Annotated in this window: 22 protein-coding genes, 2 tRNA genes and 1 pseudogene; 15 read left to right on the forward strand and 10 right to left on the reverse strand. The window is 67.3% G+C overall.

The window, feature by feature from the left end:
* Window positions 1-564: 564 nt before the first annotated feature.
* The 3 genes from GU927_RS11890 to ypfJ form a co-directional block, all read right to left on the reverse strand.
* Window positions 565-1,692 carry a PAS domain-containing sensor histidine kinase gene (locus tag GU927_RS11890; protein WP_161762651.1) on the reverse strand — a complete coding sequence of 376 codons (1,128 nt, stop codon included), beginning with the start codon at window positions 1,690-1,692 and terminating at the stop codon, window positions 565-567.
* A 320-nt stretch (window positions 1,693-2,012) separates the two neighbouring features.
* Window positions 2,013-2,096, reverse strand: a tRNA-Leu gene (locus tag GU927_RS11895).
* Between the two features lie 46 nt (window positions 2,097-2,142).
* Complete coding sequence (gene ypfJ / locus GU927_RS11900) at window positions 2,143-2,991, reverse strand: KPN_02809 family neutral zinc metallopeptidase (RefSeq protein ID WP_161762652.1); 849 nt, start codon at window positions 2,989-2,991, stop codon at window positions 2,143-2,145.
* Between the two features lie 172 nt (window positions 2,992-3,163).
* On the opposite strand from ypfJ, the gene GU927_RS11905 reads away from it, so the two are divergent.
* Window positions 3,164-3,751: a YqaA family protein gene (locus tag GU927_RS11905; RefSeq protein WP_161762653.1), complete on the forward strand. Its 588-nt coding sequence runs from the start codon at window positions 3,164-3,166 to the stop codon at window positions 3,749-3,751.
* Window positions 3,748-4,236, forward strand: a complete 489-nt coding sequence (locus GU927_RS11910; protein WP_161762654.1) for a disulfide bond formation protein B — start codon at window positions 3,748-3,750, stop codon at window positions 4,234-4,236. Before GU927_RS11905 ends, GU927_RS11910 begins: the two co-directional genes overlap by 4 nt.
* Here GU927_RS11910 and GU927_RS11915 read toward each other — a convergent pair.
* Window positions 4,215-5,402 carry a deoxyguanosinetriphosphate triphosphohydrolase gene (locus tag GU927_RS11915; protein WP_161762655.1) on the reverse strand — a complete coding sequence of 396 codons (1,188 nt, stop codon included), beginning with the start codon at window positions 5,400-5,402 and terminating at the stop codon, window positions 4,215-4,217. The two genes, GU927_RS11910 and GU927_RS11915, sit on opposite strands and share 22 nt — an antisense overlap.
* 77 nt (window positions 5,403-5,479) lie before the next feature.
* Here GU927_RS11915 and erpA point away from each other — a divergent pair, with 77 nt between their 5' ends.
* From erpA to GU927_RS11935, 4 genes are all read left to right on the forward strand, one after another.
* Complete coding sequence (gene erpA / locus GU927_RS11920) at window positions 5,480-5,812, forward strand: iron-sulfur cluster insertion protein ErpA (protein ID WP_161762656.1); 333 nt, start codon at window positions 5,480-5,482, stop codon at window positions 5,810-5,812.
* Between the two features lie 80 nt (window positions 5,813-5,892).
* Window positions 5,893-6,609 carry a hypothetical protein gene (locus GU927_RS11925; RefSeq protein WP_161762657.1) on the forward strand — a complete coding sequence of 239 codons (717 nt, stop codon included), beginning with the start codon at window positions 5,893-5,895 and terminating at the stop codon, window positions 6,607-6,609.
* A 65-nt stretch (window positions 6,610-6,674) separates the two neighbouring features.
* Complete coding sequence (gene xth / locus GU927_RS11930) at window positions 6,675-7,457, forward strand: exodeoxyribonuclease III (RefSeq protein WP_161762658.1); 783 nt, start codon at window positions 6,675-6,677, stop codon at window positions 7,455-7,457.
* Between the two features lie 165 nt (window positions 7,458-7,622).
* Entirely contained in the window at window positions 7,623-7,946 is a 324-nt protein-coding gene (locus GU927_RS11935) for a coproporphyrinogen III oxidase (RefSeq protein ID WP_161762659.1), read from the forward strand.
* A gap of 15 nt (window positions 7,947-7,961) precedes the next feature.
* On the opposite strand, the gene GU927_RS11940 is transcribed toward GU927_RS11935, so the two are convergent.
* Complete coding sequence (locus tag GU927_RS11940) at window positions 7,962-9,146, reverse strand: FAD-dependent monooxygenase (RefSeq protein WP_161762660.1); 1,185 nt, start codon at window positions 9,144-9,146, stop codon at window positions 7,962-7,964.
* Between the two features lie 93 nt (window positions 9,147-9,239).
* Complete coding sequence (gene dksA / locus GU927_RS11945) at window positions 9,240-9,662, reverse strand: RNA polymerase-binding protein DksA (protein WP_161762695.1); 423 nt, start codon at window positions 9,660-9,662, stop codon at window positions 9,240-9,242.
* Window positions 9,663-9,833: 171 nt separating this feature from the next.
* Here dksA and GU927_RS11950 point away from each other — a divergent pair, with 171 nt between their 5' ends.
* The 7 genes from GU927_RS11950 (at window position 9,834) to GU927_RS11980 (ending at window position 16,853) form a co-directional block, all read left to right on the forward strand.
* Window positions 9,834-10,673, forward strand: a complete 840-nt coding sequence (locus GU927_RS11950; RefSeq protein ID WP_161762661.1) for an AAA family ATPase — start codon at window positions 9,834-9,836, stop codon at window positions 10,671-10,673.
* 477 nt (window positions 10,674-11,150) lie between these two features.
* A complete protein-coding gene (locus tag GU927_RS11955; RefSeq protein ID WP_161762662.1) occupies window positions 11,151-12,530 on the forward strand; it encodes a DUF2927 domain-containing protein in 1,380 nt (459 codons plus the stop codon).
* A 47-nt stretch (window positions 12,531-12,577) separates the two neighbouring features.
* Complete coding sequence (locus GU927_RS11960; protein ID WP_217765604.1) at window positions 12,578-12,742, forward strand: hypothetical protein; 165 nt, start codon at window positions 12,578-12,580, stop codon at window positions 12,740-12,742.
* Between the two features lie 10 nt (window positions 12,743-12,752).
* Window positions 12,753-13,934, forward strand: coding sequence for a vWA domain-containing protein (locus tag GU927_RS11965; protein WP_161762663.1), 1,182 nt, complete (start codon window positions 12,753-12,755; stop codon window positions 13,932-13,934).
* The gene (locus GU927_RS11970) at window positions 13,934-14,272 is read left to right on the forward strand and encodes a hypothetical protein (RefSeq protein WP_161762664.1); all 339 of its coding nucleotides are present in this window, start codon (window positions 13,934-13,936) and stop codon (window positions 14,270-14,272) included. Before GU927_RS11965 ends, GU927_RS11970 begins: the two co-directional genes overlap by 1 nt.
* Entirely contained in the window at window positions 14,269-14,871 is a 603-nt protein-coding gene (locus GU927_RS11975; protein ID WP_161762665.1) for a DedA family protein, read from the forward strand. The genes GU927_RS11970 and GU927_RS11975 overlap by 4 nt, the downstream gene beginning before the upstream one ends.
* A gap of 251 nt (window positions 14,872-15,122) precedes the next feature.
* The gene (locus GU927_RS11980; protein WP_161762666.1) at window positions 15,123-16,853 is read left to right on the forward strand and encodes a hypothetical protein; all 1,731 of its coding nucleotides are present in this window, start codon (window positions 15,123-15,125) and stop codon (window positions 16,851-16,853) included.
* Between the two features lie 58 nt (window positions 16,854-16,911).
* Here GU927_RS11980 and GU927_RS11985 read toward each other — a convergent pair.
* Together GU927_RS11985 and GU927_RS11990 are read right to left on the reverse strand one after the other, a co-directional pair.
* Window positions 16,912-16,987, reverse strand: a tRNA-Thr gene (locus GU927_RS11985).
* 55 nt (window positions 16,988-17,042) lie between these two features.
* Window positions 17,043-18,704 (reverse strand): ABC transporter permease, encoded by a 1,662-nt coding sequence (locus GU927_RS11990; RefSeq protein ID WP_161762667.1) that lies wholly within the window; start codon window positions 18,702-18,704, stop codon window positions 17,043-17,045.
* Between the two features lie 89 nt (window positions 18,705-18,793).
* Between GU927_RS11990 and GU927_RS11995 the strand changes: the two genes are divergently transcribed.
* Window positions 18,794-19,669, forward strand: a complete 876-nt coding sequence (locus GU927_RS11995) for a hypothetical protein (RefSeq protein ID WP_161762668.1) — start codon at window positions 18,794-18,796, stop codon at window positions 19,667-19,669.
* An 18-nt stretch (window positions 19,670-19,687) separates the two neighbouring features.
* Here GU927_RS11995 and GU927_RS12000 read toward each other — a convergent pair whose 3' ends face one another.
* Window positions 19,688-19,942, reverse strand: coding sequence for a DUF2312 domain-containing protein (locus GU927_RS12000; RefSeq protein WP_161762669.1), 255 nt, complete (start codon window positions 19,940-19,942; stop codon window positions 19,688-19,690).
* A gap of 146 nt (window positions 19,943-20,088) precedes the next feature.
* On the opposite strand from GU927_RS12000, the gene GU927_RS12005 reads away from it, so the two are divergent.
* Complete coding sequence (locus GU927_RS12005; RefSeq protein ID WP_161762670.1) at window positions 20,089-20,304, forward strand: hypothetical protein; 216 nt, start codon at window positions 20,089-20,091, stop codon at window positions 20,302-20,304.
* A 7-nt stretch (window positions 20,305-20,311) separates the two neighbouring features.
* Here the strand turns inward: GU927_RS12005 and GU927_RS12010 are convergent.
* Window positions 20,312-20,692 (reverse strand): annotated as a pseudogene (locus GU927_RS12010) (hypothetical protein); the annotation flags it as partial.

Consider the following 20,692-nt stretch of genomic DNA (forward strand, 5'->3'; position numbering starts at 1 on the left):
CTCGGCCCGTTGCGCCGGTTCCGCCTGCCCTGCCGCCCGTTCCGCCGCGCGCTCGGATGCGCCGCGCCGCGCGGCCTCGACCGCCTTGGCGATGCCGCCGGTGCGGTCCTGCGCGGTGCCCTACCGTGCCTTCTTGCCTGCCATGGTCTGCCCTTTCCGCCGGAAGTCTTGCCAGAAACGCCCGCAGGCCGCCGCGTGGTTCCGACCGCCATGGCCGTTTGGCGGAAAGACGCGCCGCAGGGGCGCGCGGCTATACGCAAGCGGCCCTGTGCGCGGCGGCGCTCCGGTATATTTGATCAAAACCTGCGGCGACTTTGCCGCAGCACAGAGCAGTCCGCACCATAGCTGCCCCCGGTGCGGACTGTTCCTCTGGCGCGGGTGAGGCCGCAAGGCCCGACCACCGCCACGGCACTGCGCGCGAAAGATAGGCCCCTGCCCCAAAAGGGACTGGGTACCGTCTACAGCTGCCCGGACGCCTTCAGGGAGTGTCTTGAGGATTGGAAAGGACAACTGCGCTTCAAGCGCGTCGCCCCCACAGGTTGCCTCGACACCCCTATGCGGCGATCAGTCAGGTCCAGACGCCGGATTTTGCTGTGTTGCACGCGGCAGGTTTATTGTGACAGAGAAGATGGAGTTCACATAATCGATGGCAATTCTGCCGTTCAACATTTCCGTCAGGTGCTTTGCTATCGCCAGCCCCAACCCGGAACCGGATTTCCCCGAAACGTGGGAACCACGGTAAAACGGATCAAACAGGCGATCCAACGCTATTCCTTGCGGTGCGATATGCGTATTTGAAAAACGGATTGTGGCCAGAGTTTCAGTGTCCTGCCCTTCCTCCGCGCCGACCACCCTGATCAACGAACCGGGAGCGGCGTATTTGCTTGCGTTCTCCATGATCTGCTTGAACAATTGCAGGATCATGGAATGCTCGGCCCATACAAGCAGGCCACGGTCGCCCTCGAACACCACCGTATCGGCCAAGCCTAGTTTTTGCTGCGTCTCTACCACAATATCGTAAACTGATATGGCTCTGGCCTCCATCGCTTTTTCCATATCATCCGATCTGGAAAACAATCCAACCTGCTCGACCACCTGCAGTAGATCATCGATGGATTTGCGGACGCGGCTTGCCTTTCGGGGTTCCATCGATCGACTGTCAAAGCACAGGCTGATCACGGCCAGAGCATTGCGGACTTCATGTTCAAGCACCGAGTTAAGCATCCTGCGAAACTCGATCTCGCGCAGCTTTAGTTCGGTTTTCTGCTTTTCTTCAGCCAGGACACGCGCGGAAATATCCCTGGATACACCTGCCAGAAAGCTGAATTTCCCCTGTGCATCAAAGACCGGAACGGCATAGACGTCGGTTTTGATAATCGACCCGTCGGCATGATAGTAATCCAAGGTTCCTTGAAAAGGATCTGGTTTCCGGCCTGCTGCGATCTCACCAAGCATGTACATGAAATAGGCAACGGAACGTTTCGCCGACTCCGGAGGATGGACATCCTCCAGTTTCTGATGCCGCGCCTCGTCTGGCGTAATCCCACGCAAGAGATGGATTGCCGGACTCACATAGGTGACGGACCCATCCGGAGCCATGAGCCAGAGAACATCCCGAGAGAAGTCGAAAAGTTCCTTGAAGGTATCGATCACAAGCATATTCGGCCATGGGTCGCCTGTGCGTGGTTCCATGTCGATTACCTTGAGCTTTTGGGGTGGTCCGGCGTTTTTTGCCAGTGCCGGATGACATATCCAATTTTCATCCCGTCACAAAGACAATTCCGTCCAACTCGAAGGTATCGGACACCGCTTTGCACATGCCGGAGCGGGGAAGTGCAACCGGACCTGCGGGGGTGCGTGACATGGAGCAATGGCCCTTTCTACCCTGCGTTCGAAGGAAAAGACGCCGTCCATGAGGAACGAGAAAGGGCCGATTTGTCATAGGCCAATGCCCTGCGCCCGTGTGGTTTCGTCAAGAAAATCAAGGCGTAACAACGGGATATCGGCTAAGCTGGTGCCCAAGGTCGGACTCGAACCGACATGCCTTGCGGCGACGGATTTTGAATCCGCTGCGTCTACCATTCCGCCACTCGGGCCAGCGGGACGGGTCTAACCCCTGCCCGCGCGCCCGTCAACATGGCGTCACAGACGCGGGGCGCGGAAGGTGTCGCAGGCGTCGATCCGGCCGGACCCCTGCCCCGCGAGGAACCAGCGCATCCGCTGGTCGCTGGTGCCGTGGGTGAAGCTGTCGGGCATGGGCGTGCGGCCCGCCTCGCGCTGCAATGTGTCGTCGCCGATCTGGCGGGCGGCGTTCATCGCCTCTTCGACATCGCCGCGTTCGATGGAGCCGAAGCGCGCCGCGGCCTCATGCGCCCAGACACCGGCAAGGCAGTCGGCCATCAGTTCAACCCGCACGGAAATCTCGTTCGCCTGCGCCTCCGAGACCTGCTGGCGCAGGCGGGTGGTTTTCTCCAGCAGGCCCAGTTCGTTCTGGACATGATGCCCGATCTCGTGCGCCACGACATAGGCGGCGGCGAAATCGCCCCCCGCGCCCAGCCGCTGATCCAGCACGGTGAAGAAAGCGGTGTCCAGATAGACCTTGCGGTCCTGCGGGCAGTAGAAGGGGCCGGTCGCCTGCGACGCGCCCCCGCAGGCAGATTGCGTATAGTCCTTGAACAGCACCAGCGTGGCGGGACGGTAGTCCTGCCCCAGCTGTTCGGCAAAGAGCGCGGCCCAGACCTCTTCGGTATCGGCCAGCGTGACCGAGACGAATTCGCCCATCGCGCGGTCCTCGGCCGTCAGTTCCACCGGCGCGCCAGCGGGGCGCGCGCCCTGATCCTGCAAGAGCGGCGTGACATCCACGCCGAAGAACCAGCCGAGCAGAAGGACGACCACCACCCCCGCCCCGCCGATGCCCGCGCCGCGCCCGCCCCCGCCAAGACGGCGGCGGTCCTCGATATTGCTGCTGCCCCTGCGTCCGCGCCAGTCCATGACGTCCCCCTGCTGCCACATGCAATAGCGGCGCGCGCGCCTGCCGGTTCCCGCACCGGTTGCAGCATAGACGCGGGCGCGGCGCGCCACCAACCCCGTTCTGCGGCGGGCGCGGCTTGACGCCAACCCTGCGGCATGGTCGAAGCGGGCAAGGACGCCAAGGGGATGCCGGATGCTGCGCGCGCTATACGACTGGACGCTGCGCTGGTCCGCCTCGCGCCATGCGGGCACGGCGCTGGGGGTGGTGTCCTTCACCGAAAGCTCGGTCTTTCCGGTGCCTGCGGATGTGCTGTTCCTGCCCATGTGCCTTGCGCGGCCCGAGCGCGCGATGCGCTATGCCGCGATTGCCACGGTGGCCTCTGTCCTTGGCGGGGTCTTCGGCTGGGCGATCGGGGTCTGGGCCTTTGACGCCCTCGCGCGGCCCCTTCTGGAGCTTTACGGCAAGACGGCAGCCTTCGACGCGCTGAAGGGCCAGACGGGGACGTGGACGATCCTTGCCATGCTGGTCACGTCGGGCTTGTCGCATATCCCGCCGATGAAGGTGGTCACGATCCTGTCAGGGGTGGTTGCCTTCGACCTGAAGCTGTTCATCCTGTCCGCGATCGTCGCGCGCGGCGGTCGGTTCTTCCTGCTGGCGGTCCTGCTGCGGCGCCACGGGCTGCGGATCACCGCGTTTCTGGAAGCGCAGATGAACCGCATCGCCCTTGGCCTTGCAGGCGCGGCCCTGCTGGCCTTCATCCTGTTCGAGGTCCTGCGATGATCACCGATACCCGCACCTTCGCCATCCTTCTGGCGGCAGGCGGTTCCGCCGCGCTGCTGGCGGGGGCCTTCGCCTTCCAGTATCTGGGCGGACTGGCGCCGTGCCAGTTGTGCCTGTGGCAGCGCTGGCCCCATGCCGCCGCCGTGCTGGTGGGCGTACTGGCGCTGGTCGCGGCGCGGGGGATCGCGGGGCGCGCGCTGCCGCTCATGGGCGCGCTGGCGGCGCTGGCCACGGCGGGGATCGGGGTGTTCCATGTGGGGGTGGAGCAGAAGCGGTGGGAGGGGCTGGCCTCCTGCACCGCAGGGTCGATCAGCGGGATTTCCACGGCAGACCTTCTGAACCCCGATGTCGAGGTGGGCGCCGTGGTGCGCTGCGACGAGATCGCCTGGCAGATGCTGGGCCTGTCCATGGCCGGATGGAACGTCGTCCTGTCGGTCGCGCTGGCGCTGGTCTGGATCAGCGCCTATCGCCGGTCGGCACGCTGATCCCCGCCGAAGAGGCGGTTGTGTTCCTGGATCGCGAAGCGGTCGGTCATGCCCGCCACATAATCCGCCACGATCCGCGCCAGTGTCACCTGATCCTGCGCGGCCTCGACATCGGCGCGCCATTCGGCGGGCAGGTGTTCGGGCCGTGACAGGAACAGCGGGAACAGGTCGTTGACCATCGCCGTCACCCGCGCGCGTTCCTCCATCACGGAGGGCGCGCGGTACATGCGGGTAAAGAGGAAGGACCGGATCGCCTTGAGCTCCTGATAGAGCGGTTTGGAAAAGCGGATGATGGTCGTGCCCATGTGGCGGATGTCGTCCACCGATTTCGGCTGCGCGGCGGTCAGGCGGTTCTGGGCGACGGCGATGACATCCTCGACCATCCGGCCGAAGACGCGGCGCAGCGCCTCGTGCCGGCGGCGCATCTTTTCCAGACCGGGATAGAGGCGGTCCACCTCTTCGAAGGCGGGGCCGGTGACGGGCAGTTCCATCAGGTCATCTTCGGTGAAGAGGCCGGAGCGCAACCCGTCATGCAGGTCGTGGTGGGAATAGGCCACGTCATCGGCGATGGCGGCCACCTGCGCCTCGGCGCTGGCATGGGTGGAGAGTTCCAGATCCCATGCCTCGTTCACCTCGGCCAGCGCATAGGGCAAGGGGCCGTCATGTTTCGCATCGGCATTGGGGCCGGTGACGGGGCCGTTGTGTTTGGCGATGCCTTCCAGCGATTCCCATGTCAGGTTCAGCCCGTCGAAATCGGCGTAATGCCGTTCCAGCCGCGTGACGATCCGCAGCGCCTGCGCGTTGTGGTCGAAGCCGCCATAGGGCTGCATCAGAAGACCCAGCGCATCCTCGCCCGTATGGCCGAAGGGCGTATGCCCAAGGTCATGCGCCAGTGCGATCGCCTCGGCCAGATCGGTGTTCAGGCCCAACACCCCCGAAATGGTGCGCGCGACCTGCGCCACCTCGATCGAATGGGTCAGGCGGGTGCGGTAATAGTCGCCCTCGTGTTCGACAAAGACCTGCGTCTTGTGCTTCAGCCTGCGAAAGGCCGAGGAATGGATGATCCGGTCGCGGTCACGCTGGAAGGGCGACCGGAACGAGGACATCCGTTCGGGGTGCAGCCGCCCGCGCGATCCGTCGGGCTGGCAGGCATAGGGGGCGAGCATTCGGGTCTGCCTGTTCTTGTTCCGGCTTTTGTGCAAGCCTATATTGCAACTATCCCAACAGGACCACGGATTTCGTCATGGACCTTGCCCTTCCCCCCCGCGTCACCGACCGCGCCTATGCGCGGCTGAAGGAAATCTGCGAGGCGACGGGCGAGGAAAAGGCCCTGCGCGTCGCCGTCGAAGGGGGCGGCTGTTCCGGCTTCCAGTATGACATCAAGCTGGACGATCCCGCCGCCGACGATCTGGTTCTGGAAAAGGACGGGGCGAAGGTTCTGGTGGATGCGGTGTCGCTGCCCTTCCTTCAAAACGCCGTGATCGACTTTACCGAGGAACTGATCGGCGCGCGTTTCGTCATCGAAAATCCCAACGCCACATCGTCCTGCGGCTGCGGGACATCCTTCTCCATCTGACATAAATTCATATATGCTACCCTAGCCTTTCGGACAGGGCGCGCTAGGCTCCGTTTCACAGGAAAAACGGAGACGGAACAATGACCTGCGTTCTGATGCTGGGCTCGGGGCCCAAGGTGGTGGAGGCGGCGGGATGGCCGCGCGCGCCCTTCGACGCGGTCCTTGCAATCAACAACGCCCATGCGGTCCGGCCCGACTGGACGCATCATATCCACCCGTGGGATTTCCCCGAAAGCCGCCGCCCCGCCCCCCGCGCGGATCAGGTCGTGGTGACGGAAGCGGACTTTGTTCCCGCCCAGAACGCCTTTGGCGGATTTGTCTATGCGGGCGGGACCATGGCCTTTACCGCCGCCTACTGGGCGCTGCATGCCCTGCGCCCCCGCGTCGTCGCGGCCTTCGGCTGCGACATGCATTACCCCAAGGGGCAGACGCATTTCTACGGCGCGGGCAGCGCCGATCCGCTGCGCCCCGACATCACGCTGCAAAGCCTCGAGGCGAAGTCGGCGCGGCTGATGATCCTTGCCGCGATGGAAGGCTGCGCGATGGTCAACCTGTCCTTCGGCCCGTCACGGCTGGTCTATCCGCGCGTGTCGCGGGAACGGGCGGCCCATGCGCGGCCCCTGCCCTTTGACATCCGGCTGGCGGATCAGGCGCTGAAACGCGAGGACGCGCTGGGCTATCACGTCCCCTCGGGCCGCTACTGGGAAGAGGCCGACCGCTTCGATCCGGCCGAGTTGCGGCGTCTCGACATGCTCTGGCTCTCTGCGGCGCGGGCGGGGCTGGCGCAGTCCGCCTGATCCGAAGTCCCCGACTTGTGCGCCCCCTGCCCCGCGCCTAGAACGGTGGGGCAAGGGAGACGCCCATGAAACTCGCCACTTTCAACATCAACGGCATCAAGGCGCGGATCGAGGCGCTGCCAGCCTGGCTTGCAAGCGCGAAACCCGACGTGGTCTGCCTGCAAGAGATCAAGTCGGTCGACGAGGGTTTCCCGCGCGAGATCTTCGAGGACATGGGATACCGCGTCGAAACCCACGGGCAGAAATCCTTTAACGGCGTGGCGATCCTGTCGCGCCTGCCGCTTGAGGATGTGACGCGCGGCCTGCCGGGGGATGATGCCGACGAACAGGCCCGCTGGATCGAGGCGACGGTCATAGGCGAGAAACGCGCGATCCGTGTCTGCGGTCTGTACCTGCCCAACGGCAACCCCGCGCCGGGGCCGAAATACGATTACAAGCTCGCCTGGATGGCGCGGATGGAGGCGCGGGTGCGCGCCCTGCTGGCGACCGAGGAACCGCTTGCCTTCTGCGGCGACTACAACGTCATCCCCGAACCGCAGGACGCGGCGCGGCCCGAGGCATGGGTGACAGACGCGCTGTTCCTGCCCGAAACCCGCGCGGCCTTCCGCCGCATCGTCAACCTCGGCCTGACCGACGCCTTCCGCGCCCGCGACCCGCGCGCGGGGCAGTATTCCTTCTGGGATTATCAGGCCGGCGCGTGGGAGCGGAACAACGGCATCCGCATCGACCACCTACTGCTCTCGCCGCAATGCGCGGACCTTCTGTGCGAGGCGGGCATCGACAAGGGCGTGCGCGGCGGCGAGAAACCGTCGGACCACGTGCCGGTCTGGGTGGAACTGGACGCCTGAAGCCCGACCGGCCCGTGACAGCCCCGCGCCCCGCCGGCCCCTGATGCAGCGGGACCACAGCGGATTTCATGAAAAATTCAAGTATATTAATTTTCCCTTCCCGACGGCGGGCGGCGGTCTATCCTTGGGCAAGTCCCACCCGATCCGAGCGGAGCCCGACCGATCATGCGCCCCCTGACCCTTGGCCTGTCCGCGCTTCTGGCGCTTGCCACCGCCCTGCCCGCCGCCGCGCTGGACCGGCGGGTGGAGATCATCAACAATACCGGCTTCACCATCGTGGAATTCTACGGATCGAACACCGGATCGGACAGCTGGGAGGAAGACATCCTCGGCACGGATGTGCTGCCATCGGGCAGTTCGGTGGTGATCGATTTCGACGACCGCTCGGGCTATTGCAAATTCGACTTCCGCGCTGTGTTCGAAGATGGCGACGTGCTGGAGAAGGGCGGCGTGAACATCTGCGAGATCGCGACCTTCACCTATCAATAGGTCACCCGCGGCGGCTCAGCCCGCGGTGGCGTCATAGCCGTAAAGCCAGTCGAAGCGGCTGATCGCCAAGGACGGCGCCACCATGCCCGACAGGCGCAAGGCGGCATGGCCTATGGCGCGCTTTGCCCCCGTCAGGTGATAGTTGCGGGCATTGGCATTCGCGGCCTCGACGATCCGCGCGCAGCGGGGTTTGCGCGCGGCCTCCCATGCGGCCAGCGCCGCCGCGTCGCCGTCATGGCCCGCAAGGGCGGCGGCCAGCGTCCAGGCGTCCTCCAGCGCCATGTTGGCGCCTTGCGCAAGGAAGGGCAGCGTCGGATGGGCGGCGTCACCAAGGATCGCGGCGCTGCCCCCGGGCAGGATCGCGTGCCAGCGCTTCGCCACCGGATGGCGGAACAGACCCCAGAGCCAGACATCCTCCACCCGCTCCAGCCAGCCGCGCACGCGGGGGGAGAAGCCCGCAAAGGCAAGGCGCAGTTCCATCGGGTCGTCGCGCAGGGACCAGCCTTCCTCGACCCAGCGGCGGCGTTCCTCGACGGCGACGATGTTGCGCAGGGTGCCGCCGCGCAGGGGATAGCTGACCAGATGGCGGCCGGGGCCCATATGCACCTCGGCCACGGCGGGATCGGCGGGGTCGCCCGCGATGGTGGCCCGCCACGCGATCTGGTGGGTGAAGAAGGGCGCGACCTTGCCCGTCAGCGCGGCGCGCATCGGCGAATGCAGGCCGTCCGCCCCGATCATCAGCCCCGCCTGATGCGCCACGCCAAGCGCGCTGCGCGCCACCGGCTGCGCGCCCGACAGGTCGACCGCGTCGATCTTCTGCAAGAGCCGCAGTTCCACCCCCGCCTCGCGCGCGCCCTCCAGCAGCAGCGCGATCAGGTCGGCGCGGTGCACGAAATGCCAGCCCTGATCGGGGCGCAGGCGGGCAAGGTCCATCCGCAGCACGCCCGACCCGTCCAGCCCGTCCTTCAGTTCCACCGCCTGTGCGCGGACCGACACCGCCTCCAGCGCCGGACCCAGCCCCAGCGCCCGCAGCACCGCCGCGCCATTGGGCGACACCTGCAACCCCGCCCCCACCTCGCGGATGGCATCGGCCTGTTCCAGCACCGTGACCGCAGCCCCGCGCAGCGCCAGCGCCCGCGCCACCGCCAGCCCCGCCACGCCCGCGCCCAGAACCGTCACCTGCCGCCCGATCAGGCTCATGCCCGTCACCCCCGCCAAAGCAAAACGCCGGACCCTGCGGCCCGGCGTCACTGTTCCCCTGTGCGCGCCCCTGTGCAAGGGGCGGGGCCGCGATCAGTCGTCGCGGTGCACCTTCTCGCGGCGTTCATGCTTTTCCTGCGCTTCCAGCGTCATGGTGGCGATGGGGCGCGCGTCCAGCCGCTTCAGGCTGATCGGTTCGCCCGTCATCTCGCAATAGCCGTATTCGCCATTCTCGATCCGGCGCAGCGCGGCGTCGATCTTGGCGACCAGCTTGCGCTGGCGGTCGCGGGTCCGCAGTTCCAGCGCGCGGTCCGTCTCTTCGCTCGCGCGGTCGGCAAGGTCGGGGACGTTGCGGGCGCTGTCTTGCAGGTTGTCGATCGTCTCGGCCGACTGTTCCAGCAGCTCGTTCTTCCAGTTGATCAGCTTGCGCCGGAAATATTCCAGCTGCCGGTCATTCATGAAGGGTTCGTCCTCGGCGGGACGGTAATCGTCTGGAAGAAACGCTTCGGGTTTCATCACTGCTCTCTCCGTCTGGTCGGATCGCGCCGACAGGGGGTCTGCTTGCATGGCGCGCTCCTGTTGGGGGTGCATCTAGACCATCGGCAGGGGATTGTCACTAGCGGTTGCGACCGATTCCTGTCGCGGCTAGGGTCCAACCGACCCTTCCCCCAGACCCTGCGAGATGCGATGAAGTTTTCCTCAACCTCCGGTTACGTGGCCACCGATGACCTGACGCTGGCCGTCAATGCCGCCGTCACGCTGGAGCGTCCGCTTCTGGTGAAGGGCGAACCGGGCACGGGCAAGACGGAACTGGCGCGGCAGGTGGCGGCGGCACTGGGGCTGCCGCTGATCGAATGGCACGTAAAATCGACGACCAAGGCACAGCAGGGCCTTTACGAATATGACGCCGTCAGCCGGTTGCGCGACAGCCAGCTGGGCGACGAGCGCGTGCATGACGTGCGCAACTACATCCGCAAGGGCAAGCTCTGGCAGGCCTTCGAGGCGGCGGGCAAGGTCGTGCTGCTGATCGACGAGATCGACAAGGCCGACATCGAATTCCCCAACGACCTGTTGCAGGAGTTGGACCGGATGGAATTCCACGTCTACGAGACGGGCGAGACGATCCGCGCCACCCACCGCCCCGTGGTCATCATCACCTCGAACAACGAAAAGGAGCTGCCCGACGCCTTCCTGCGGCGCTGCTTCTTCCACTATATCCGATTCCCCGACATCGACACGATGCGCGCCATCGTGGCCGTGCATTTCCCCGGCATCAAACCCGCCCTCCTGACCGCCGCGCTGACCCAGTTCTACGAATTGCGCGAGGTGCCGGGGCTGAAGAAGAAACCCTCCACCTCCGAGGTGCTGGACTGGCTGAAACTCCTGCTGGCCGAGGACCTGTCGCCCGAGGATCTGCGCCGCGAGGGCGGGCCCGCCCTGCCGCGGCTGCACGGGGCGCTGTTGAAGAACGAACAGGACGTTCACCTGTTCGAAAGGATCGCCTTCATGGCGCGCAACACGCGATAGGCGAATCGCCAGAAATTGCCGTAACTTGGCCGCAGTTTTGCCACCATTCGGTAACGGCGACGACGTTTCTTGCAACAATTTGAAATGTTTCGTGACATGACGGGGCAGTGGTGGTGCCGCGCGCCGCGTCCGACGCCAGTGCTAGTCCGACTTTGGTCTTGGACTTTTCCCACAATTGACACGCGCAGGCCCCGCTCCTGACACTCGGCCCCATCCTATTGGGGGCGTCCGTCCCTGCGTTCAACAGGTTGCCGAAGTGTCAGTGCGTCCGAACCACAGCCCCATCATCGCCCCGTTCCGCACGGGTCTGGCGGGTGTTGCGCGCGACAGCGGCGGTCAGGCCATGCAGGGCGGATACGGCCAGGCGGCGCGGGGGCGCCGTCCGGCCCGGTGTGACGGCTGGCGCGATCCTGCGGCGGCCGGTTTCGGTGGGGCCGCACGGCCCTTTGGTTCCATAGACAAGCAGAGCTGCCACTCATGCGTTTCATTCCGGTCATTGCGACCCTCGCCACAGTCCTTGCCGCCTGCACGCCGACCCAGACGGCCCAAGTCACGATGAACAGCATCGCTCCGGTCTCGACCGGGGCATCCCTGCCGCCGATGCAGTCCTTTGCCGCCGTCCGTGGCACCCCGCCCGCGCGGGGCAATGCCGATATCGCCCGCGATATCCTCGATCTGGCCTTCCGGATGGAAAGCGGGCGGCCCCTGCCCGTCTTCACCCGTTTCGAGGGGCCGATCACCGTGGCCCTTGCCGGCGAGGTGCCGCCCACCGCCCATTCCGACCTTGCCCGCGTCATGGGACGGCTGAGGGCCGAGGCGGGGATCGACATCCGCTCTGCCCGTACGGGCGAAAATGCTGCGGTCACCATCGACTTCCAGCCCAAGGCCGCGATGCGCCGCGTCGTGCCGCAGGCGGCCTGTTTCGTGGTGCCGCGCGTGTCCTCCTTTGCCGAATACCGCGCCCGCCGCGGAAGCGAGGTGACGGATTGGGCCAGCGTCACACGGCGCGAGCGGGCGGCGATCATCGTGCCCTCGGACACCGCCCCGCAAGAGGTGCGCGACTGCCTGCACGAGGAACTGGCGCAATCCATCGGGCCGCTGAACGACCTGTACCGCCTGCCCGACAGCGTGTTCAACGACGACAACTTCCACACCGTCCTGACCGGTTTCGACATGCTGGTCCTGCGGGTGCATTACGACCCCGCCCTGCGCTCGGGCATGACCGAGGCCGAGGTGGCGGCGCGCCTGCCCGCGATCCTTGCCCGCCTGAACCCCGCAGGCGAAGGGCGCGGCACCGGCATGGACCGCATGGCGCCCCGCCCGTGGATCGACGCCGTGGGCGTGGCACTGGGCGGACAGGGGGGCGAGTCGCGCCGCCGCGACGCGGCCGAGCGGATGCTCTCCATCGCCCGCGCGCAGGGCTGGCAGGACAACCGCCTCGCCTTCAGCTGGTTCGCGCTGGGTCGCGCCAATGTGGGCCGCGACACCATCAGGGCGACGCAGGCCTTCGAACAGGCGCAGCGCATCTGGAACGGGCTGCCCGGCGGAGAGGTGCGCGCGGCCCATGTCGACATGCAGCTTGCCGCCTTTGCCCTTGCCGATGGCCGCTTTGCCGAGGCGCTGGCCCGCACCGACCGCGCCATTCCGGTGGTCCGCCGCGCCGAGAATGCGGCGCTGCTGTCGACGCTCTTGATGATCCGCGCCGAGGCGAATGCCGCCCTTGGCCGGTCGGACGAGGCACGGGAGGCGCGTCTCGACAGTCTGGGCTGGGCGCGCTATGGCTTCGGGACCGACGCGCAGGTCCGGGCACGCATGTCCGAGATCACGGGTCTGGCGGCCATGGGTCGCCGCAGCTGAGGGGGCGGGATGGCCTGCCCCTTCCCGAACGGGGCAAGAGGCAGGGCATGATCGTTATCGCGGGGCTGGTTCTGGGTGCGGCCTTGGGCGCGCGCACGGCGCTGAAACGGGGCGGCAAGCGGCTGGACGCGCTGCAATACGGCGCGGGCTACGGCATCGCCTTCGCGCTTCTGGGCCTGTTCCTGACGCTGTTCATCGACCGCATGGTCTGAGGGGGGCGGGATGTTCCTGCCCTTCTTCCAGACGCTGCGGAAGGAAGGCATCCCCGTCTCCTTGCGCGAATACCTCGCCTTTCTGGAAGGCGTCGCGGCGGGGCTTGTGACCTATGACGTCGATGGCTTCTACCACCTTGCCCGCACCGCGATGGTCAAGGACGAACGCCATCTGGACCGTTTCGACCGCGCCTTCGCCATGGCCTTCAACGGGCTGGAGACGATCACCGAGGCGCAGGTGCTGGAGGCCATCGACCTGCCCCGCGACTGGCTAGAAAAGCTGGCCGAAAAGCATCTGACGCCCGAGGAACGCGCGCAGATCGCGGCGCTGGGCGGCTTTGACGCGCTGATGGAGACGCTGCGAAAACGGCTGGAAGAGCAGAAGGGCCGCCATCAGGGCGGGTCGAAATGGGTGGGCACCGCGGGAACCTCGCCCTTCGGTGCCTATGGCTACAATCCCGAAGGCGTGCGGATCGGGCAGGATCAGGGCCGCCATGGCCGCGCGGTCAAGGTGTGGGACCGGCGCGAGTTCCGCAATCTGGACGACCGGGTGGAACTGGGCACGCGCAACATCAAGGTCGCGCTGCGCCGCCTGCGCCGCTGGGCGCGCGACGGAGCGGAACAGGAGCTGGACCTCGACGGCACGATCCGCGCCACGGCCGATCACGGCTGGCTGGACGTGCAGACCCGCCCCGAACGGCGTAACGCGGTGAAGGTGCTGCTGTTTCTGGACGTGGGCGGGTCGATGGACCCGTTCGTCAAGGTGATGGAAGAGCTCTTCTCCGCCGCGCGGTCGGAGTTCAAGCATCTGGCCCCCTTCTACTTCCACAACTGCCTGTACGAGGGCGTCTGGCGCGACAACCGCCGCCGCTGGGACGACCAGACCCCGACCATGGATGTGCTTCGGACCTACGGCCCGGACTGGCACTGCATCTTCGTGGGCGATGCCGCCATGTCGCCCTACGAGATCCTGCATCCCGGCGGCGCGAACGAACACTGGAACCGCGAGGCGGGTCAGGTCTGGCTGCAACGCGCCTGCGCGCAATGGCCCCGCCACCTGTGGATCAACCCCACGCCCGAGGCGCATTGGGGCTATACCCAGTCCACCCGCCTGATCCGCGACGTCTTCGGCGGCCGCATGGTGCCCATGACGCTGGAGGGGATCTCGCGCGGCATAAGGGAGCTGCGCTGATGCCCCGCCTGCGCGAGATCGCGAAAAGGAACCCCCTCCTGCTCATGGCCTTTGTTCTGGCCGTTGTGGCGACGCTGTTTTTCGCCGCCCGCGCAGTGACCTTTGCCGTCAGCCTGCACTGGCGGTCCGAGCAGCCGGTGGCAAGCTGGATGACGCCCCGCTACATCGTCCGCACCTACGGGCTGGAGCGCGCGGCGCTGGACGAGGTTCTGGGCACGACCGACCGCGACGACCTGCGCCAGCCGCTCTACACCATCGCGCGCGAACGCGGCATGACGACGGCCGAACTGATCGCCGCCGTGCAGGACGCCATCGACGCGCAGGACGGCGACGAATGACCGACACGCTGCTCGCGCTGGTGCCGGAATGGGGCGCGCTGGTCATCGCGCTGGCCAATATGCTGGCCTGCATGGCGCTGCCCATCCCTGCCTCGATCGTGATGCTGGCGGCGGGGGCCTTTGCGGCAGCGGGCGATCTGGATATCGCGCCGCTTCTGGCAGGCGCGCTGGCGGGGGCGGTCGCGGGGGATCAGGGCGGCTACTGGCTGGGCCGCGCCTTCGGCCCGCGTCTGATCGCGCGGCTGGAACGGCGGCGGCGCGCGGCGCGGCTGGTCGGGCGGGCCGTCGCATGGCTGGAGCGGCGCCGCCTGCCGGCTGTGTTCCTGTCGCGGTGGCTGGTCTCGGCGCTTGGCCCCTATGTGAACTTCGCCGCAGGGGCCGCGCGGATGAACTGGCTGGGCTTCACCCTGCCCTCGGTCGCGGGGGAATGCATCTGGGTCGCGGCCTTCATCGGGCTGGGCTACGGCTTTTCGGCCGATATCGAGGCGCTGGGATCGGTGCTGGCCAACCTTGCCGCCGCCATCGGCGCGGGCGTGGTGGCGGTGGTGCTGGGCCGGATGCTGTGGCGCGGCACGGGACACGGACGCGAGGACGGCTGATCCCCGCAAGGCAGCGCGCGGAACACCCGCCGGCACGGCAGAGCGGCGCGATTCGACCGGCCACCACCCCAGATTGCAGGCCATGCAGGGTTGAATCGCAAATGGCGAAACAATTGTTAATTTTGCCACCCTCGGTTCAAGTTTTCTATCCAAAGGGCTGTATTTTAGCCCAAAAGTTGACAGGTAAAGCGACCACTGGCTAGGCCGGATGGACAAGGGAATGGGTTTTCATCCCGTCCGATAGGTTCGCCATGCTTCGCACGTTTGCTTCTGTCTCTGCCCTCTGTCTTGCCACCTCGACTCCCTTTGCCGCCCTTGCGGCAGGCTCCGGCAGCGCCGTCTGTGCCAGCGCCGCCGCCGATCCGGCCGCCTTCATGCAGCGCGGCGATCTGGCCTCAGCCTTTGCCGAGATGTCGGGCGCCTGCCCCGAACTGGCGGCGACGCTGATGTCCACCGGAACCGTCCCCGCTCCGGCGCAGCGGGCCGACAACCGCGACCCCTCGCGCGGCACCACCACCGGCGGCGGAACCGGCGGGGCGCAGACCCCCGATTACGGCGACCTCATGGACCGTCTCGCCGTTGCCACCGACCGGCTGGATGATGCCACCGCCGATGTGGGCCGCGCGCAGTCCGCGCTCGACCGCACCATCCGCCGCGCCAGCCGCGCAGGCCTGTCAGAACCCACGCTGCGCCTTGTCGCCGCGCTCGCCTCGGACGACCTGTCGCGCGACGAGGCAAAGCGCATCCTGCCCGACTATACCGAGGCCAAGCGCCGCGCGCTGGAAAACTACCTCGACGCCCGCGACCGTCTGGAAACCGCCAATGCCCGCCTCGACACGGCGAAGAAGGCCGCCGAACCGCTGGTGGCCGAGGCCGCGCGCCTGTCGGGCCTTGCCGCCACCGCGCAATCCGGTCTGGCGGGCGCGCTGGACGGGCTGAGCGCGGAGGCGCGCAAGGCCGCGCTCGAGAACGCGATTGCCGCCGCGAAAGGGCAACTGGACGCGCTGGACGACCGCATCGGCGCGCTGGACAGCAGCATCAAGGATGCCAACGCTGCGCTGGAGGACGCCGCCGAGAAGATCGGTGAGGCAGAGAGCAAGGTCGGCTCCGAGACGCAAGACGTGAAGAATGCGGAAGGCGCGGTCGCCACTGCCACGGCGGAGGCGAAGGCGGCAAAGGACGCCTATGATGCCGCCTTCGACACGGCGCGCGACTGCAAGGGCAAGTGCGAGGCTGAAAAGGACGCGCGCGACGCCGCAAAAAACGCCTGGAACGAGGCCAAGACCGCCCTTACCAACGCCAACGCGACCCTTACCACGGAAAAAGACCAACTCGCCACGGCCCAGACCGAGCTTGCCACCGTAAAGGCGACCTATGACCTCGCCGCGCTCCAGTCCAAGGTGGATGCGCTGGCCAGCGATCTGGCGCAGGCAAAGGCACAGGAAGGCAGCCTCAAGTCCGCCATCGCCGCGGACGAGGGCAAGATCACCGAACTTGCCTCCCTGCTGGACGCGGCGGAAAAGGCCATGCAGCGCGCCACCGAAGCCTCCGAGCAGGCCCGCGCCGCGACCGCCGGCGAAGAGGCCGATGTGGCCTCCGCCAAGGCCGCGCTCGAGACCGCCCTGACCGAGGCGCAGGCCGCCCTTGCCGGCAGCCCCGCCGAGACCGAGGCCCTGCAGGATGTGCTGGACGCACAGGCAGAGCTTGCCCGCGCGCTCGGCGCACTGGGCGCCGCGCAGGACGAGGCCGAAAAGCTCGCCAATGAAGTCGCGGCGATCCCCGACGCACCGGATGCGGTGAGCGATGCCGCAGGCGATCTGGCGAAGGCCGGTGATGCGGGCACCGACATGTCCCAAGCGGCAGACGAGACCGCACGGCAGGCCGAAGAGGCGGTGGCGGACCATGACGAGGCACGGAAGGATCTTGAAAAGGCCCTCGCCGAGCCCGCCGCCCCGACCGGCAAAGCCCCTGCCGAAAGCTGAGCTGCAAGGTCGCAAAGAGCAAAGGCCGCCCCGACGGGCGGCCTTTTGCGTGTCTGGATGGTGCCCCCAGAGGGGCTCGAACCCCCGACCCCCTGATTACAAATCAGGTGCTCTACCAGCTGAGCTATAGAGGCACACCGCAGTCCGGATAGCCCGAAACGGGGGGCCGTGCAAGGGTCGGGCGGCGGGTCAGCGGCGGTTGGCGCGGGCCAGCAGCGCCACCGCCGACAGACCCACCGCCATCACGACCAGCGCGGCAGGCGCGGCCTCGCCCAGCCGCTCCAGACTGGCCAGCTCGAACACCCGCGTGGCCAGCGTGTTGAAGTTGAAGGGCCGCAGCAGCAGCGTCGCGGGCAGTTCCTTGACGCAGTCGACAAAGACCACCAGCAGCGCCGTCGCCACCGACCCCCGCATCAGCGGGAGGTACACCGCCCCCAGCGCGCCCCCCGCACTGCGCCCCAAGGACCGCGCCGCCATCGGCAGGCTGGGCGGGATCCGGCCAAAGGCCGCATCCACCGCCCCCTGCGCGATCCCGAAGAAGCGCACCGCATAGGCCAGGATCACCGCCCCCGCCGTACCCGTCATCAAAAGCCCCGGATCATGCCCCGTCAGCGCCAGCACCGCATCGGCCACGCGATTGTCCAGCGCGGCCAGCGGGATCAGCAGCCCCACCGCCAGCACCGCCCCCGGCGCGGCATAGCCCAGCGTCGTCAGCGGCAGCACCACCCGCGCCACGCCCCGCCCCGCCATCCGCACCGCATAGACCAGAAACAGCGCCGCCCCCACGGTCAGCGCGGCCGCCACCCCGCCCACCATCAGCGTATTCACCAGCGCCTCGACCAGACCCGGCGCGACCCAGACCTCGGGATTGGCCAGCGCGTGGTCCAGCATCACCCCGACCGGCAGCCCGAACCCCAGACCGAAGGGCAAAAGGCACAGCCCCGTCGCCACCCATGCCCGCACCCCCCGCAACTCGGTCGGCACCACGGGCCGGTCGGCGCGGCTGGCACGGTGGAACCGCGCATTGCGGCGGCTGATCCGTTCCAGCGCGACCAGCAGCAGGATCAGCATCAGGATCACCCCCGCGATCTGCGCCGCCCCCCCCGCATTGTTGCCGTTGAGCCAGGTGGAAAACACCCCCGTGGTCAGGGTCTGCACCCCGAAATGCGTGACCGTGCCGTAATCCGCCACCGTCTCCATCAGCGCCAGCGCCACGCCCGTGGCGATGGCGGGCCGCGCCAGCGGCAGGCCCACGCGAAAGAACAGCGCCCAAGGCCCCGCCCCCAGCGCGCGCGCCACGTCATAGGACGCCCCCGACTGCTCGCGGAAGGCCGCGCGGGCCAGCAGGTAGACATAGGGGTAAAGCGCCGCCGACAGCACCACCACCGCCATGCTGCGCGACCGCACCTCGGGGAACCAGTAGTCGCGCGCCGTCTCCCACCCCATCGCCGCGCGCAACCCCGTCTGCACCGGCCCCGCATATTGCAGGAAATCCACCAGCGCATAGGCCCCCACATAGGCCGGGATCGCCAGCGGGAACAGAAGCGCGTAATCCAGCCACCCCCGCCCCGGAAAGCGGTACATCACCACAAGCCACGCCGCCCCCGTCCCCACCGCCGCCGTCAGCAGGCCCACGCCCCCCATCAGCAGCAGGGTGTTGCGGAAGTAACGCGGCAGGACCGTGTCGATCAGATGCGGCCAGATGTTCTCGGTCGGGTGAAAGGCGATCCAGACCACCGCCAGCATCGGCGCCAGCACCACCGCCGCGATCAGCACCGCCCCGATGGACCAGCCATCGGGCCGCAGGCGCGGCAGGCCAAGGGGAACCCGACTGTTTTTATCAGAGATCATGGGCGCAGGGCTTAACCGAAAGCGGTTTCCCTGTCCAGAAAAGCCCGTATAGAATGCGGCCAAAGACGGCCAGAGAGCAGACCAGTCCCATGCGTATCGTTTACCACCTCGGCGCCCACTGCACGGATGACGAGCGCCTGATCCGCTGCCTCTGGAAGAACCGCGACAGCCTGTCGGAACAGGGCATCGTCGTGCCCGCCCCCACCCGCTACCGGTCGCTCCTGCGCGACACGGCCGTCACGCTCAAGGGCCGCGCGGCCTCGCGCGATACGCAGGCGATGGTGCTTGACCAGATCATGGAAGAGGACCGGGCCGAGCGGCTGATCCTCTCGTGGGACAATTTCCTGAGCTATCCGCAATGGGTGATCCGGGGTCGCACGCTCTATCCCGCCGCGGCCGAACGCATCCGCGCCTTCACCCAGATCTTCCCCGAGATCGAGGCCGAATTCCATCTGGCGATCCGCAACCCCGCCAGCTTCCTGCCCGCGCTTTTCGGGCAGTTGAAGGTCAAGACCTTCGCAGAATTCCTCGGCGGGGCGGACCCGCGCGAGCTGAGCTGGCTGAAACTGGTCGAAGAGGTCCGCACGCTCAACCCGCAGGCCAACCTGACCATCTGGTGCGACGAGGATACGCCGCTCATCTGGCCCGAGGTGTTGCAGGCCGTTTCGGGCCATGCGCCCGGCACCGTGCTGGAGGCTTCGGACGACCTGCTGGGCGAGATCATGTCGCCCGAAGGGATGGAGCGGATGCGCGCCTATCTGGCAGGCAATCCCCCCGCCAGCATCATGCACCGCCGCCGGATCGTTTCGGCGTTTCTGGACAAGTTCGCCCTGACCGACCGCATCGACATGGAACTGGACCTGCCCGACTGGGACGAGGATCTGGTCGATGAGATCACCGAAGGCTACCGCGCCGACATCGCGCGGCTGCGCGGCCTGTCGGGCGTCACCTTCATCGACGCCTGACAGGAACGCGGCGGCGCGTCAGGCCATTCCCAGCGCGGATTTGTACATCTCCAGCACGGCCTCTTCCTCGGCGATTTCGTCGGGCTTGCGCTTGCGCAGCGCGATGACCTTGCGCATCACCTTGGTGTCATAGCCGCGCCCCTTGGCCTCGGCCATCAGCTCTTTCTGCTGTTCGGTGACGTCCTTCTTCTCGGCCTCGAGCTGCTCGTAGCGTTCGATGAACTGGCGCAGTTCGTCGGCGGTGACGTTGTAGGCGTCGGTCGGGTCGCTCATCTTGGCCTCTTTGTTGAACGGTCATGCTGCACCCGCCCTCCCTACCCTGCCAACCGCCCCCTGTTCAAGCGGCCCGCCGCAGGCCGCTTGCCTCGCCCCGCCCCGTGGGCTAGACGCCGCGCGACGGGCGGCACGGGGTGCGGGCGATGGACTATCTTCTGACGGGCGGGATCGTGCTGACGCTGGCAGGCGTGGCGCTGCTTCTGGCCTGCGTCTGGCTGGCGGTGCGCGCCAAACGCTCGGGCCTGCCGGATGACCGGATGAAGGCCGCGCTGCAACGGGTGGTGGCGCTGAACCTCGGCGCGCTGGCGCTGTCGGCGCTGGGTCTGATGGCGGTCGTGATCGCCCTGATCCTCGGCTGATCTCTCCCTAGGCTTCCGTCAGCCGCGCCCCGTCCGCGATCAGCCGGTCAAACAGGGCCGACGGCGCATAAAGCTCCGGCGCCTCCACCGACCACAGCCGCAGGTCGCGGCGCAGCACCATCAACCCGCGCCGGTCGGCCTGATGCATCGGCCCCCCGGTCCAGCGTGCCGTGATCCCCGCCGCGATGGCGATGGCATCCACCTGCGCCGCATCCCGCGCCGCGCCGCTGTCCACCAGCCGCGCCCCCGCATTGGCCAGCGCGCCGAAACAGCGCCGCGCGATCACCTCCTCGGCCTGACGCGGCGCGCCCTCGCGCCCCTCGCCCGCGATGCCGGCAAGGGCCAGCGCCTGCGCCACCAGCGCGCGCGGCACGCCGCGGCCTTCCAG

Source organism: Paragemmobacter amnigenus (assembly GCF_009908265.2).
Lineage (GTDB): Bacteria > Pseudomonadota > Alphaproteobacteria > Rhodobacterales > Rhodobacteraceae > Paragemmobacter > Paragemmobacter amnigenus.